Annotated in this window: 13 protein-coding genes and 1 tRNA gene; 5 read left to right on the top strand and 9 right to left on the bottom strand. The window is 55.1% G+C overall.

Translation table 11 applies throughout. From position 1 onward, the window contains the following. Nucleotides 1–23 precede the first annotated feature (23 nt). Complete coding sequence (locus tag ABLU96_RS23050) at nucleotides 24–1,412, top strand: DASS family sodium-coupled anion symporter (RefSeq protein WP_049082823.1); 1,389 nt, start codon at nucleotides 24–26, stop codon at nucleotides 1,410–1,412. A gap of 134 nt (nucleotides 1,413–1,546) precedes the next feature. On the opposite strand, the gene ABLU96_RS23045 is transcribed toward ABLU96_RS23050, so the two are convergent. Both ABLU96_RS23045 and ABLU96_RS23040 read right to left on the bottom strand, forming a co-directional pair. Continuing rightward, nucleotides 1,547–1,622: transfer RNA gene (locus ABLU96_RS23045), tRNA-Phe, on the bottom strand. 105 nt (nucleotides 1,623–1,727) lie between these two features. Next, entirely contained in the window at nucleotides 1,728–2,444 is a 717-nt protein-coding gene (locus ABLU96_RS23040; RefSeq protein ID WP_004135818.1) for a DUF554 domain-containing protein, read from the bottom strand. A 437-nt stretch (nucleotides 2,445–2,881) separates the two neighbouring features. On the opposite strand from ABLU96_RS23040, the gene ABLU96_RS23035 reads away from it, so the two are divergent. Further along, entirely contained in the window at nucleotides 2,882–5,020 is a 2,139-nt protein-coding gene (locus tag ABLU96_RS23035) for an ornithine decarboxylase (RefSeq protein WP_014226846.1), read from the top strand. A 67-nt stretch (nucleotides 5,021–5,087) separates the two neighbouring features. Here the strand turns inward: ABLU96_RS23035 and ABLU96_RS23030 are convergent, their stop codons facing one another. From ABLU96_RS23030 to mutY, 4 genes are all read right to left on the bottom strand, one after another. Next, on the bottom strand, nucleotides 5,088–6,344 hold the full coding sequence (locus tag ABLU96_RS23030; protein WP_009651814.1) for a nucleoside permease: 1,257 nt from the start codon (nucleotides 6,342–6,344) through the stop codon (nucleotides 5,088–5,090). A gap of 193 nt (nucleotides 6,345–6,537) precedes the next feature. After that, nucleotides 6,538–7,620, bottom strand: coding sequence for a membrane-bound lytic murein transglycosylase MltC (gene mltC / locus ABLU96_RS23025; RefSeq protein WP_014226844.1), 1,083 nt, complete (start codon nucleotides 7,618–7,620; stop codon nucleotides 6,538–6,540). Between the two features lie 50 nt (nucleotides 7,621–7,670). Next, nucleotides 7,671–7,946, bottom strand: coding sequence for an oxidative damage protection protein (locus ABLU96_RS23020; RefSeq protein WP_004854175.1), 276 nt, complete (start codon nucleotides 7,944–7,946; stop codon nucleotides 7,671–7,673). Nucleotides 7,947–7,973: 27 nt separating this feature from the next. Further along, complete coding sequence (gene mutY / locus ABLU96_RS23015; protein ID WP_064404242.1) at nucleotides 7,974–9,032, bottom strand: A/G-specific adenine glycosylase; 1,059 nt, start codon at nucleotides 9,030–9,032, stop codon at nucleotides 7,974–7,976. A 136-nt stretch (nucleotides 9,033–9,168) separates the two neighbouring features. Between mutY and trmB the strand changes: the two genes are divergently transcribed. The 3 genes from trmB to ABLU96_RS23000 are packed head-to-tail and all read left to right on the top strand — an operon-like array spanning nucleotide 9,169 to nucleotide 10,984. Continuing rightward, entirely contained in the window at nucleotides 9,169–9,888 is a 720-nt protein-coding gene (trmB, locus tag ABLU96_RS23010) for a tRNA (guanosine(46)-N7)-methyltransferase TrmB (protein WP_004854170.1), read from the top strand. Then, nucleotides 9,888–10,214: a YggL family protein gene (locus ABLU96_RS23005; RefSeq protein ID WP_004854168.1), complete on the top strand. Its 327-nt coding sequence runs from the start codon at nucleotides 9,888–9,890 to the stop codon at nucleotides 10,212–10,214. The genes trmB and ABLU96_RS23005 overlap by 1 nt, the downstream gene beginning before the upstream one ends. Before the next feature lie 50 nt (nucleotides 10,215–10,264). Beyond that, the gene (locus ABLU96_RS23000) at nucleotides 10,265–10,984 is read left to right on the top strand and encodes a DUF2884 domain-containing protein (protein ID WP_009651812.1); all 720 of its coding nucleotides are present in this window, start codon (nucleotides 10,265–10,267) and stop codon (nucleotides 10,982–10,984) included. Nucleotides 10,985–11,032: 48 nt separating this feature from the next. On the opposite strand, the gene ABLU96_RS22995 is transcribed toward ABLU96_RS23000, so the two are convergent. The 3 genes from ABLU96_RS22995 to ABLU96_RS22985 are packed head-to-tail and all read right to left on the bottom strand — an operon-like array spanning nucleotide 11,033 to nucleotide 13,870. Next, nucleotides 11,033–12,334, bottom strand: coding sequence for a TRAP transporter large permease subunit (locus ABLU96_RS22995; RefSeq protein WP_004105725.1), 1,302 nt, complete (start codon nucleotides 12,332–12,334; stop codon nucleotides 11,033–11,035). Continuing rightward, on the bottom strand, nucleotides 12,334–12,837 hold the full coding sequence (locus ABLU96_RS22990; RefSeq protein ID WP_014226842.1) for a TRAP transporter small permease: 504 nt from the start codon (nucleotides 12,835–12,837) through the stop codon (nucleotides 12,334–12,336). Before ABLU96_RS22990 ends, ABLU96_RS22995 begins: the two co-directional genes overlap by 1 nt. A 46-nt stretch (nucleotides 12,838–12,883) precedes the next feature. Beyond that, entirely contained in the window at nucleotides 12,884–13,870 is a 987-nt protein-coding gene (locus ABLU96_RS22985; RefSeq protein WP_014839537.1) for a TRAP transporter substrate-binding protein, read from the bottom strand. Between the last annotated feature and the right edge of the window lie 70 nt (nucleotides 13,871–13,940).

Below are 13,940 nucleotides of genomic sequence, written 5' to 3'. Positions count from 1 at the left end.
TAACCAGTTACAAGGAAGCTACTATGAATAAAAACGACATGAGTCCTTTACCCACCAATACCCACGAGTGGTTTTTTAATCGTAACAGCATCATCATTTTGCTCGATATTGTTCTGTTTATCGTTCTCTACAACACGCTACCCTATGAGCCGAAGGTGGTCATGGGGCTGAGTATGCTCGCTTTTATCGCCGTATTATGGTTAACGGAAGCGTTGCACGTGACCGTTACGGCAATAATGGTTCCCGTTATGGCCGTGCTGCTGGGGGTATTTAATACCCAGGCGGCGCTAAACAGTTTCGCTAACTCTACGATATTCCTTTTCCTCGGCGGCTTTGCTCTGGCGGCGGCGATGCATGTGCAGGGGCTGGATAAAGTCATTGCCGATAAGGTATTAGCGATGGCGAGGGGCAAAATGCGCCTCGCGGTCTTTATGCTATTTGGCGTGACGGCGCTGCTGTCAATGTGGATCAGTAATACGGCGACGGCCGCAATGATGATGCCGCTGGTATTGGGGATCCTGAGTAAAGTCGATGGCAAAAACCGCCATTCGACCTATGTGTTTGTGCTCCTCGGTATTGCCTATAGCGCCAGCATTGGCGGAATGGCGACCATCGTCGGCAGTCCACCGAATGCGATTGCCGCCGCCGAGGTGGGGCTCTCCTTCTTTGACTGGATGAAGTTCGGTTTCCCGGCAATGATCGTCTTACTGCCAGTCGCTATTGCGATTCTTTACCTCGTGTTCAGGCCGGAACTTAAGGGGACCTTCGAAACGAATAGTGAACAGGTCGATTGGGATAAAGGCAAAATAGTCACCCTGGCTATTTTTGGCCTTACCGTATTCTTCTGGATTTTCAGCGGACCTATTAACGATCTGCTGGGCGGTTTTAAATCCTTCGATACCATCGTGGCTTTAGGCGCCATTATATTAGTCAATTTCGCCCGGGTGGTTCACTGGAAGGATATAGAAAAAACGGCTGACTGGGGCGTGCTGTTATTATTCGGCGGTGGTATCTGTTTAAGTAATGTGTTGAAAGAGACCGGCACCAGTCTGTTCCTGGCAAACCAGATTAGCGGGATGGTGGCTCATATGGGGATATTTATTATTATCCTGGTGATTGCAACATTCGTGGTGTTTCTGACCGAGTTTGCCAGTAATACGGCCAGCGCCGCTTTGCTCATTCCCGTATTTGCCTCAGTGGCCGAAGCGTTCGGCATGTCGCCTGTGATTCTGTCGGTATTGATTGCCATTGCTGCTTCATGCGCTTTTATGCTGCCCGTGGCGACGCCGCCAAACGCTATCGTTTTCGCCACCGGCCATATCAAGCAGCAGGAGATGATGCGCGCCGGCCTGTTTTTGAATGTCGCTTGTATCGTCGTTTTGACCGGATTTAGTATGTTGTTTTGGGTATAACTTCTGATAAGCGAGTTTCCACCCAATATCTTGCAAATTAAGACTGCTGTGCGGCGAATAATCGAACGGAGTTCGATGGAGAGTCCGGCCGCAGAAAAGCAAAAACCCGCCTTTTGGGCGGGTTCTTTAAATAGTGGTGCCCGGACTCGGAATCGAACCAAGGACACGGGGATTTTCAATCCCCTGCTCTACCGACTGAGCTATCCGGGCAACGGGGCGCATTAAACCTGATTCACCGCACCTCGTCAACGAAATTTATCTGTTTCGCAGCAGACTGAACAATCTATCACCACATTGCGTCAAAAGCACGCATCTTCAGGCGAAAAACGCCGTCCAGGCCACTGAAATCGGCATCGCCAGCACCAGGGCCGGCAGCATATTCACCACGGCGAACATTTTAATTCCGCAGATGCGCAGACCGGTCGCGACCAGCAGCATACCGCCGACGGCGGTGAAATCCGCCATCATCATCGGCGTGGTTAACGGCATAATCAGCGACGCGCAGGCCGCCAGCGCCAGCTGGATGGCCAGCATCGGTACGCAAATGGCCGAGACGGCCAGCCCCAGGGTGCAGGCGAAGATAGTGGCGGTAAAGAAGTCGAGAAACGCTTTGGCAATGAGAATGCTGGCGTCGCCGGTCATTCCTTCGCGCATCGCGCCGAAAATCCCGGTTCCGCTGGCGCAGAACAGCACGATTATCGCGACGTAGCTTTGAATATAGGACTCATGCGCTGAGACCTTTTTCTGCCCCTTTTTGGGCGAAAGCAGCTGCTGGAGCTTACTGACCAGCGTATTAATGCCTTTCTCCATGTTGCACACTTCGCCGAGCAGCGCGCCCACCAGCGTTGAAAGCACCATCACCGGCAGGTTGGCGCATTTGATCACCAGCAGAATGCCGATGCCCAGCGACGCGAGGCCAAAAATAGAGGTCATTGATGTACGAATCCGTTCCGGCAATCTTTGACTTAAGAGTGCGCCGAGTACGCCGCCCAAAAGGACCGCGCCGGCGTTAATAAATGGCCCTGTAACCACAGCATGACTCCTGTTAATTATCCCTAATGACTGCATTATTATGACGCTAAACGGGCCAAAAGGCTTGCGCATCCGTGGTATGGCTGCATACGTAATTCATCTTGCGCGGTAGATTTAAAGGTGACATGATTGCGCGAATTTTCTCCTCTCCTGAATGAGGCCGCCGTGATGACGACATCGCCGCTACATCGCCGTTGCCGCTGCGTACAGATGCGCAGGCAGCCTCGTCTTGCTACCCTTACACTGCAACTTCTGCCCACCATGCGGTGAGCGTAACGCAGGCTCACTGCAGGACAACAGTAAGATCGGACGCGGTCTGCTTTTACTGATGTCTGGCGGTCGGAGCTGGGATCCAGCCAGACCCTGACATTTCGTTGGCCAGAGCCCAGACGCCCTGGCCGAAGCCTTTTACTCTCCGGAAACGGGTATTCGCGCTCATGAAATCAATGCACATTGCCGCCAGCCGCGAGCTGGTATCCCGCCTGTCCACCCACCGTCGCGTGGTGGCCCTGGACAGTACAGATTTTACCGATGTGGCGGCAGTCGTCATTACCGTAGCGGACAGCCGCAGCGGCATCCTTGCGTTACTGAAACGCACCGGGTTCAACCTGCCGGTTTATCTGTTCAGTGACGCTGACCACGAAAAACCAGAAGGCGTGACGGCCATCGTTAGCGGCAAAGAGCAGGAGTGGCTCGAACTGGAAGCCGCCGCCTGCGGCTATGAAGAGAACCTGCTGCCGCCGTTCTTCGATACGCTGACCCAATACGTTGAGATGGATAACAGCACCTTCGCGTGTCCGGGCCATCAGCACGGCGCCTTCTTTAAGAAGCATCCGGCGGGACGGCAGTTTTTCGACTTCTTTGGTGAAAACGTCTTTCGCGCCGACATGTGCAACGCCGACGTTAAGCTTGGCGATCTGCTGATTCATGAAGGGTCTGCCAAACACGCGCAGAAGTTCGCGGCGAAGGTCTTCAACGCCGATAAAACCTACTTCGTCCTTAACGGCACCTCTGCGGCGAACAAAGTGGTGACCAACGCGCTGCTGACGCGCGGCGATCTGGTACTGTTTGACCGTAACAACCATAAATCCAATCATCATGGCGCGCTGATTCAGGCCGGCGCAACGCCGGTTTATCTCGAAGCGTCGCGTAATCCGTTTGGTTTTATTGGCGGTATCGACGATCGCTGCTTCGATGAGAAATACCTGCGCGAACTGATACGCGAGACGGCGCCGGAAAAAGCCGATGCGCCGCGCCCGTTCCGCCTGGCGGTGATTCAGCTCGGTACTTATGATGGGACGGTGTACAACGCCCGCCAGGTGGTCGATAAAATCGGCGGTCTGTGCGACTACATCCTGTTTGACTCGGCCTGGGTCGGCTACGAGCAGTTTATCCCGATGATGGCCGACTGTTCGCCGCTGCTGCTGGACCTGACGCCGGACGACCCGGGCATTTTTGTCACTCAGTCGGTGCACAAACAGCAGGCCGGTTTTTCGCAAACGTCGCAGATCCATAAAAAAGATAACCACCTGCGCGGACAGGAACGTTTTTGCCCGCATAAGCGGCTCAACAACGCCTTTATGCTGCACGCCTCGACCAGCCCGTTTTATCCGCTGTTCGCCGCTCTGGACGTGAATGCCAAAATTCACGAAGGAGAGAGCGGGCGCCGCCTGTGGGCGGAGTGCGTGGCGCTGGGTATTGAAGCGCGCAAGGCGATTATCGCCAACTGCAAAATGATCCAGCCGTTTATTCCACCGGTGGTGGCGGGGCGTCCGTGGCAGGATCATCCCACTGAAGCCATCGCCCGCGAACGGCGCTTCTTTAGCTTTGAGCCGGGCGCGCGCTGGCACGGCTTCGAAGGCTATGCCAGCGATCAGTATTTCGTTGACCCCTGTAAACTGCTGCTGACGACGCCGGGGATCGATGCGGAGAGCGGAAAATATACCGATTTTGGTATCCCGGCGACCATTCTGGCCCACTACCTGCGCGAAAACGGCATCGTGCCGGAGAAGTGCGATCTGAACTCCATTCTGTTCCTGCTGACGCCCGCAGAGAGCGCCGAGAAGCTGGCGCAGCTGGTGGCGATGCTCGCCCAGTTTGAGCAGCATATTGAATCCGACACCCCGCTGGCCGACGTTCTGCCGACCATCTTTAATAAATATCCGGTGCGCTATCGGGATTACACCATCCGCGAGCTGTGCCAGGAAATGCATAACCTGTACGTCAGCTTTGACGTGAAGGATTTGCAAAAAGAGATGTTCCGCAAGAGGAGCTTCCCGCGCGCGGTGATGAACCCGCAGGACGCCAACCGCGAGTTTATTCGCGGTAACGTTGAGCTGGTGCGCTTAAGCGAAGCCGAAGGGCGCATTGCGGCGGAGGGCGCGCTGCCGTATCCACCGGGCGTGCTGTGCGTCGTGCCTGGCGAAATCTGGGGCGGGGCGGTGCTGCGCTATTTTCTGGCGCTGGAGGAAGGCGTCAATATGCTGCCGGGCTTCTCGCCGGAGCTCCAGGGGGTCTACAGCGAAACGGACCCTGACGGCATTAAGCGGCTATATGGCTATGTGCTGAAAGCATAAAAAACGCGCCCCGTTGATAACACCGGGGCGCGTTTTTTTATTCGTAAATCTGGGGTAAGCCGTTTATTTAATGTGCGACGGTCTGCGCCCCGGTTGGTACGCGGACGTGCTTGTACTTAAACAGCGCCACAAAGGCAAAAGCCAGAACCAGCGAATAGCCGGCGAAAATCAGCCACACGGTTTGCCAGTCGGTGATCCCTTCGACGGTAAAGTGCTCCACCACTTTACCGCTTACCATCCCGCCAAGTATGCAGCCGAAGCCGTTGGTCATCATCAGGAACATCCCCTGCGCGCTGGCGCGGATTTCCGGGCGAACCTCTTTTTCCACAAACACCGAACCCGAGATGTTGAAGAAGTCAAAGGCGCAGCCATAAACGATCATCGACAGCACCAGCAGCACGGTGCCGAACGGGGTCGGGTCGCCGTAAGCGAACAGGCCGAAGCGCAGCATCCACGCCACGATACTAATCAACATCACGTTTTTGATGCCGTAGCGGCTGAGGAAGAACGGGATGGTCAGGATGAACAGGGTTTCCGAGATCTGCGAAATCGACATCATCACCGAGGCGTGCTGTACGATAAAGCTGCTGGCGAACAGCGGATCTTTATCAAAGCTGTGCAGGAAGGTGTTGCCGAACATATTGGTGATTTGCAGTTCGGCGCCCAGCATCATCGAGAAAATAAAGAAGATCGCCATACGTTTGTTTTTAAACAGCGCGAAGGCATCAAGGCCCAGCATGGCGGTCCAGCTCTGGTTTTTCTGCTGATTAGCCACCGGAATATGCGGCAGCGTCAGGGTGAAGAGCACCAGCAGCAAGGAGAGCGCCGCGCCGATATAGAGCTGCATATGGCTCAGTTCAAAGCCGGAGAAGCTGACGCCCCACATGGCGAGGATAAAACCAATGGTGCCCCAGATACGAATCGGCGGGAAATCGGTCACGATATCCATATCCGCAGACTGTAGGCGGTAGTACGAAATGGTGTTAATCAGCCCCAGCGTTGGCATATAGGCCAGCGAGTTGAGCAGGATGACGAGGAACATTTCCCCCGGCGTGGTGACCTGGGCGGCGAGCCACAGCGTCAGCGCGCCGACCAGATGGCAAATGGCATAAACCCACTTGGCGCTGATCCATTTATCGGCAACGATACCGAGCAGCGTCGGCATAAACACCGCGGCGATACCGAGTGAGCTATAGACCGCTCCGATGGCCGCACCGTCGAACTTGAGGGTGACGAACATATACGAGCCGAGCGTGGTCAGCCAGCTTCCCCAGAGGCAGAACTGCAGGAACGACAGTACTTTGAGCTGCAGCTTAAGATTCATGTTTTGATCCTCACGGATATAGAATTGTTTTGTGTTTTAAATAACATTTATGGCGTTATTTTGGTTGGATTCTATCATTTATGCGATGGATGCTTTTGTTAACTGCCGCAGAAAATCGCAAAACAGTTGCGCAACTCTATTGTGTATAGCAGAAGGAAGGCGCCCCGGAGGAAACAGGGGCGCTGAAGGGGGATTACCTGCGGCGGTAGCCTTTCTGTGCAGAGTTAACCTTGTACAGATAGCGGCGCGACTCGGCGGAGGGGTGACGGCTGGTGATGGTTTGATAAACATCGCCCGGCGTCATGTTGTTGATGATATTCGCCGCCTGAACCTTATCGCTGGAGAAGACCCGCAGCACGCTGCCCGCGCCGCCGTTATAGGCGGTGATGACCGCATAGCGACGCGAGGTCGGGTTGGTGATGCCGGACAAATAGACGTTGTTCAGCATCGCCAGATAGGCGGTGCCGGTGTCGATGTTATTGACCGGATCGAACAGATAGCTGCGGCTCGGCAGGCCTGATTTGCCCTGCGAACGGAATACGTCCTTCCCGGCGCTGTGCTGCACCACCTGCATCAGCCCCAGCGCGTCGGCGTGGCTGACCGCATAGGGGTTAAAGGAAGATTCGGTTTGCATAATTGCCAGGATCAGCGATTCATCAACGCCGTATTTGCGCGATGCCTGACGGACCATGCCAATGTATTTATGCGCGCGTTTGTCGAGGTGGTTCGGCACCAGGTTGATGGTGATGCTGTAGATCATGCGCGGGCCGTTGCTGCGGCTTTTCAGGCGCGTTTGCAGCAGATAGTCGGCGAAGCGCGAGGCGCGCCACTCCCAGCGAATCGACTCGCCGGTGTTATCCACCACCTGACCGTACAGGAACGGCTCTTTTGAAATCTGAATATCATCGACGTCGGAATAGAGGTCGATGGAGTTTGGGTCGTCGCCCATCAGCAGGGTTTTAATAATCGCCTGGCGCAGGCGCCCGGCCGGGTCGGTGCCGGCGATGGTTTCGACGGTAATCGTCCCCGCATCAAAGTTGATATGGCTACGGGTCTGATACTGGTCGGTGTATTTGACGTAGTCCTTCGGCCCGGCGAGCAGAACTTCGTTATAACCCCAAATATTCTCGATGTTATGGGCGAACTGGCCCATCAGAATGTCAAAGCCGTTGGTGTCCTTTACCCACGCCTCGTTGTACTCGGCGCCTTTTTTGGTTGAGCTGGAACACGAAACGAGCAAAGGCGCAATCAGCGCTAGCGCTAAGTATTTTTTCATCATTCCGGGAGTGCGTGTTGTGTTTATTGTTGTAAAGGGCCGTCAGGCCCTTACTGTTTTTCTGGCGGCGTGTAGCCTTCGATGTGCACGTCTTTACCTTCAAACAGGAACTGAACCATCTCCTGCTCCAGCAGTTTGCGATGCTCCGGGTTCATCATGCTGAGTTTTTTCTCGTTGATCAGCATCGTCTGCTTATGCTGCCACTGGGCCCAGGCTTCTTTGGAGATTTCGTTATAGATGCGTTTGCCCAGCTCGCCCGGGTACAGCTGAAAATCCTGGCCCTCGGCTTCACGCTGCAGGAAAGTACAAAAAATCGTTCTGCTCATTCTTAATCCTCTTTAATCGCCAGAAAGCTAAACCGGTGCTCCGGCTTTTAACTGTTGCAACAAGCGCTCCACGGGAGCCGCCAGACCGACGGACGGCGGCTGCGCTAAGTTATACCAGAGTGCGCCCCCTTCATCCATGCATGCGCCGGATGAGTGCACTGTAAGCCACATCGGCACAATATCCAGATGGAAATGGCTGAAAGTGTGGCGGAACGCGGTTAATTGCGTCAGATTATCGGTCTTAATCTGACGCTGGGCCAGCCACGCCCGCAGCGCATCTTCATCCTCAAACTGCGGGAAGCAGAACAAACCGCCCCATAAGCCCACCGGCGGGCGCTGGGAGAGGAACACCTCGTCGCCGTGCTGCATCAGCAGGAAATAGCCGGTACGCTCGGGGATCGTCTGTTTCGGTTTTTTGCCTGGGTATTGAGCCCATGAATGATTTGCGTAGGCCATGCAGCCGTTATTCAGCGGACAGAGCTCGCATTTTGGTTTCGAGCGGGTACACACCATCGCCCCGAGGTCCATCATGGCCTGGTTAAAACGCTCGACGCCTTTGGCCGGCGTAACGTCCTCGGCGATCTCCCACAGGCGTTTCTCAACCTCTTTTTTCCCCGGCCAACCGCTGACAGCATAGCAGCGCGCGAGCACGCGCTTCACGTTACCGTCGAGAATCGGATAATGCTGACCGAGAGAAAGGGATAAAATCGCGCCGGCGGTAGAGCGGCCCACGCCCGGCAGCGCGGCGACTTCATCGAAGGTCTGTGGGAATTTGCCGTCGTGCAGGGTGGCCACCTGCTGCGCCGCTTTATGTAAATTGCGCGCGCGGGCGTAATAGCCAAGTCCTGTCCACAGATGCAGGACTTCATCGAGGGGCGCGTTCGCCAGGTCGGTAATCGTTGGGAAACGCGCCATAAAGCGTTCAAAATAGGGGATGACCGTCGCCACTTGTGTTTGTTGCAACATCACCTCGGAGAGCCATACTTTGTAGGGCGTCTTGCCGATTTGCCAGGGCAGGGTTTTACGCCCGTATTTGTCGTACCAGTCCAGCACCTGGGCTGAAAATTGCGCGGCGGGAAAAGTCAAAGCTACGGCTCCGGGATAGCGATTATAAGGTGGCAGATTGCAGCACAAGGGCGAGAGGCTGTAAACCCTTGCATCCGCCGGGTAACTTTGGATAATGCCCGTTTTCCGAACACTCTCACAAGCAGACTTAACTTTTATGAAAAACGACGTCATATCTCCGGAATTCGATGAAAACGGCCGTCCGCTGCGCCGTATTCGCAGCTTCGTCCGTCGTCAGGGTCGCCTGACCAAAGGTCAGCAGCACGCGCTGGACAATATTTGGCCGGTGATGGGCGTTGAATTTAACGATGCGCCGCTCGATTTCGCCGCGCTGTTTGGCCGTGAGGCGCCGGTCACGCTGGAGATCGGTTTCGGTATGGGCGCTTCGCTGGTGGCGATGGCGAAAGAGAAGCCGCAGCAGAATTTCCTCGGCATTGAAGTGCACTCGCCGGGCGTCGGCGCCTGCCTGGCGTCCGCCGAAGAAGAGGGCGTGCAGAACCTGCGCGTCATGTGCCACGATGCGGTGGAAGTGCTGCATACGATGATTCCGGATAACTCTCTGAGCATGGTGCAGCTGTTTTTCCCTGACCCGTGGCACAAAGCGCGTCATAATAAGCGCCGTATCGTTCAGCCGCCTTTTGCCGAACTGGTGAAAAGTAAACTGAAGCTGGGCGGCGTCTTCCATATGGCGACCGACTGGGAGCAATATGCCGAGCATATGCTGGAAGTGATGTCCTCGCTTGAAGGGTATCGTAACCGGTCTGAAAGCAACGACTATGTGCCGCGCCCGGAATCGCGCCCGGTAACCAAATTTGAACAGCGTGGCCATCGTCTTGGCCACGGCGTATGGGACTTAATGTTCGAGAGGGTGAAATAATGGCAACGAATCGTAGCCGTCGTCTGCGTAAAAAAATGCATATCGACGAGTTTCAGGAAGTGGGTTTTTCCGTCGCGTGGCGTTTCGCGGATGGAACCAGCGAAGAGCAGATCGACCAGACCGTTAACGATCTGATTGATGAGGTGATTGAGCCTAATAAGCTGGCCTTTGACGGCAGCGGTTATCTTTCCTGGGAAGGCCTGATCTGCCTGCAGGAAATCGGCAAATGCACCGAGGAACACCAGGCCATCGTACGTAAATGGCTGGAAGACCGCGGGCTTGCCGATGTACGCACCAGCGAACTTTTTGATATCTGGTGGGACTAAGTTTGACAAGGGTCGGCAACTGCCGGCCCGTTTTGTCTGAAGGGAGTTAAATGATGCGCAAAACGCTGTTGGCATTGGCGCTTTCCGTCACCGCTTTGTCCGCGCATGCGGACTACCAGTGTAGCGTCACGCCGCGTGACGATGTCATCCTCAGCCCGCAGCAGGTGCAGGTAAAAGGCGAAAACGGCGATCTGGTGATTAAGCCGGACGGTAACCTGACCTTTAACGGTAAAGCGTATTCCCTGAACGCCGCTCAGCGCGAGCAGGCTCAGGACTATCAGGCTGGCCTGCGCAGCAGCCTGCCGTGGATTGATGAAGGCGCCCGCACGCGGGTAGAAAAAGGCCGCGCCGCGCTGGATAAAATTATTACCGAACAGGTGGGGGCCAGCAGCAGCATGCATAGCCGCCTGACCAAGCTTGATGCGCAGCTGAAAGCGCAAATGAGCCGCATAATTGAACATCGTAACGATGGCCTGACCTTCCACTATAAAGCCATCGATCAGGTGCGCGCCGACGGCCAGCAGCTGGTAAATCAGGCGATGGGCGGCATTCTGCAGGATAGCATCAACGAGATGGGGGCGAAGGCGGTTCTTAAAGGCGGCGGTAACCCGCTGCAGGGGATCCTCGGCAGCCTTGGCGGCCTGCAAACGGCCATTCAGGATGAATGGAAAAACCAGGAAGCCGATTTCCAGCAGTTTGGTAAGGATGTCTGCAGCCGCGTGGTCTCCCTCGAAGAGAGCCGTAAAGCGCTGGTGGGGTCGTTAAAGTAAGTTTTATTTCGCTACCTGCGCCCGCAGGTAGCGATTATGGTCAGTCGATCACATCAGCCCCAGCAGCTGCGGAATAAACAGCGAGATCTGCGGGATATAGACAATCATCATCAGCGCGATCAGCAGGGCGGCGTAGAACGGCAGCAGCGGTTTGATGAGCTGCTGAATTTTAACGCCGGAAATGGAGCAGCCAACGAACAGCGCGCTGCCTACCGGCGGCGTCAGCAGACCGATGCACAGGTTGGCGACCATCATGATGCCGAAATGCACCGGGTCCATCCCTAAATCCTGCGCGATGGGCAGGAATATCGGCGTGAAAATCAGCACCGCCGGGGTCATGTCCATAAAGATCCCAACGATTAACAGCACGATATTAATCAGCAGCAGTATCACCACCGGGTTTTCTGACACCCCCATTAGCGCATCGCTTATCATGTAGGGAATGTCGGCGTTGGTCATCGCCCACGACATGCCGACGGAAAAGCCGATCAGCAGCAGCACGATAGAGGTCATCACCACCGATTCAAGGATCAGCTTCGGCAGATCGCGCCATTTCACTTCCCGATAAATGAGCACCGACAGGATAAAGGTGTAGACCACGGCGATAGCCGACGCTTCGGTAGCGGTAAAAATGCCGCCGAGGATCCCGCCCATCACAATAATCACCAGCAGCAGGCTGGGCAGGGCGTCGAAAAACGCTTTTGCCGCCTGGGCGCAGGTGGGGCGTTCAGAAACCGGATAGCCGCGACGTTTAGCAATGACGGCACAGACCACCATAATAGCCAGGCCCATCAGAATGCCCGGCAGATAGCCGGCCATAAACAGCGACGCGACCGACACGCCGCCCGCCGTCAGGGAAAAGACGATCAGCACGTTTGACGGCGGAATAAGCAGGCCCGTGATGCACGACGAGACGTTCACCGCCGTGGAGAAAGCCGGATCGTAGCCTTTTTGCGTCTGAATGGGGTTCAGCGTGCCCCCTACCGCGGCGGCGGCGGCGACCGCCGAGCCTGAAATCGAGCCGAACATCATGTTTGCCAGCACGTTGACGTGGCCCAGAGAGCCCGGTACGCGTCCGACCATCACCTGAGCCAGATTGATTAAGCGTATGGCAATCCCGCCGCTGTTCATCAGCGTACCGGCAAAGATAAAGAATGGAATCGCCAGCAGGGCGAAGTTATCGAGGCCGTTCGCCAGGCGCTGAGAAACGGTAATCACCGCGATATCCCACGGGAACATCAGCAGCATTGAACCGACGGTGGCGATGCCGATAGAGAAGGAGATAGGTACGCCAATAAAAACCAGAATAAAGAAAGAGCCAAATAGCATCAGTGCGATATAGCTGTCCATCAATTTGCCCCCGCTTCAGCGTGCTTCATGTTTTTTAGCCCGTTGCTGACAAAACATACTGCGTAAAACATCATAATGAGGCCGGTTAACGGCAGGATCAGATAGACGTAGCCCATGGGGATCTGCATTGCCGCTGAGACCTGGGAGGTCGACAGCGTTTTTTCAATCAGCTTCACGCCGCCGGTCACAATCACCGATCCGGCAAAAATAAAGATCAGCAGATTAATGATGACGCTGAGCAGCGCCTGCCTGCGGGGAGGGAGCGTCATCGCCAGTAAGTCGATAGCCAGATGACGCTGGGCGCCGACGGTATATGCCGCACCCAGTAGCCCGACCCAGATCATCAAAAAGCGCGCCAGCTCGTCGGTCAGGGTGCTGGGCTGGTTGAGTACGTAGCGGCTGAACACCTGCCAGACGACGCAAACAACCAGCGCAATCATAACGGCGACGGAGAATGCGGCGATCGTGCGGTCCACCGCCAGCTTTATGCGGTTAAGTATCATCATTGTTTTCCCGATGAAAGCGGGCCAGCGGCTGGCCCGCTAAGTGTTATTCGGCGGCAGCTTCAAATTTGGCCAGCAGGGCGGCCTGCTTCGGATCTTTTTTGAACTCATCAAACAGCGGCTGCACGGCGGCGCGGAACGGCGCTTTATCCACTTTGATAATTTCGCCGCCCATGGCTTTGGCCTGCGCGCGGGTGTCGGCGTCGATCTTGTCCCACAGTTTTTGCTGATACGCTTCGGAAGCTTTCGCCGCCTTGATCAGGATTTGCTGCTGATCCGGCGTCAATTTGTCCCAGGTTTTACTGGAAATAACGAGGAAATCCGGGATGGAGGCATGTTCATCTTCTGAGAACACTTTCGCGATTTCGATATGGCGCGTTTGCACCCAGGAAGGCACGTTGTTCTCCGCGCCGTCCACCACGCCCTGCTGCATGGCGGTATAAACTTCACCAAAGGAAATAGGGGTTGGCGAACCGCCCATTAATTCGACCATTTTTAAGGTTGTCGGGCTGGCCTGGACGCGGATCTTCAATCCTTTTAAATCTTCCGGTTTAGTGATGGGCTTTTTGGCGTAAAAACTGCGGGTCCCGGCAACATAGGCGGAAAGCGCAAAGAATCCTTTATCTTTCGTGGACTCCATAATTTCCTTGCCCACGTCACCAAAGACGACTTTATTGAAGTGATTCTGATCTTTAAACAGGAACGGTAAATTATATATCGCGTAGACGTTATCGAATGATTCCAGATCGCTGGCGGAACCTTTGGTCATATCCAGCGCGCCGTTTTGTAATAGCTCCATCGTTTCGCGCGCGCTGCCCATCTGGCTACTGGGATATATACGAATCTTCATATCACCGTTGGAAAGTTGGTTAACCTCTTTGGACATCGCCTCAAAGGCCTGATGGACAACGTGGCTACGTTCGAGGTTATGTGCCAGTTTTAACGTGACTTTTTCAGCTGCGCTGGCGCCGGAAGCGAGCAGGGCAAGCAGAGATACACACGCCAGAGAACGAGAAAAAGAGAGTTTTTTCATGAGTCGGCTCCATGCACTTAGGGTAATTGGTCAATATCTTAAGGGGTATTCTTTGTTTCTGTATGACATA

The organism is Klebsiella sp. CN_Kp106 (genome assembly GCF_040064575.1).
GTDB classification, from domain to species: Bacteria; Pseudomonadota; Gammaproteobacteria; order Enterobacterales; family Enterobacteriaceae; genus Klebsiella; species Klebsiella michiganensis.
The sequence above is the reverse complement of the archived record's forward strand: the minus strand, read 5'-3'. Positions and strand labels throughout refer to the sequence as shown.

Excerpts from the sequence above, each read along its gene's own strand:
- ABLU96_RS23050 (WP_049082823.1), top strand. The coding sequence starts at position 24 with ATGAATAAAAACGACATGAGTCCTTTACCCACCAATACCCACGAGTGG.
- ABLU96_RS23000 (WP_009651812.1), top strand. The coding sequence starts at position 10,265 with ATGATGCGCAAAACGCTGTTGGCATTGGCGCTTTCCGTCACCGCTTTG.
- ABLU96_RS23020 (WP_004854175.1), bottom strand. The coding sequence starts at position 7,946 with ATGAGCAGAACGATTTTTTGTACTTTCCTGCAGCGTGAAGCCGAGGGC.
- mltC (WP_014226844.1), bottom strand. The coding sequence starts at position 7,620 with ATGAAAAAATACTTAGCGCTAGCGCTGATTGCGCCTTTGCTCGTTTCG.
- ABLU96_RS22995 (WP_004105725.1), bottom strand. The coding sequence starts at position 12,334 with ATGGACAGCTATATCGCACTGATGCTATTTGGCTCTTTCTTTATTCTG.
- ABLU96_RS23035 (WP_014226846.1), top strand. The coding sequence starts at position 2,882 with ATGAAATCAATGCACATTGCCGCCAGCCGCGAGCTGGTATCCCGCCTG.
- ABLU96_RS23005 (WP_004854168.1), top strand. The coding sequence starts at position 9,888 with ATGGCAACGAATCGTAGCCGTCGTCTGCGTAAAAAAATGCATATCGAC.
- trmB (WP_004854170.1), top strand. The coding sequence starts at position 9,169 with ATGAAAAACGACGTCATATCTCCGGAATTCGATGAAAACGGCCGTCCG.
- ABLU96_RS22985 (WP_014839537.1), bottom strand. The coding sequence starts at position 13,870 with ATGAAAAAACTCTCTTTTTCTCGTTCTCTGGCGTGTGTATCTCTGCTT.
- ABLU96_RS23030 (WP_009651814.1), bottom strand. The coding sequence starts at position 6,344 with ATGAATCTTAAGCTGCAGCTCAAAGTACTGTCGTTCCTGCAGTTCTGC.
- ABLU96_RS22990 (WP_014226842.1), bottom strand. The coding sequence starts at position 12,837 with ATGATACTTAACCGCATAAAGCTGGCGGTGGACCGCACGATCGCCGCA.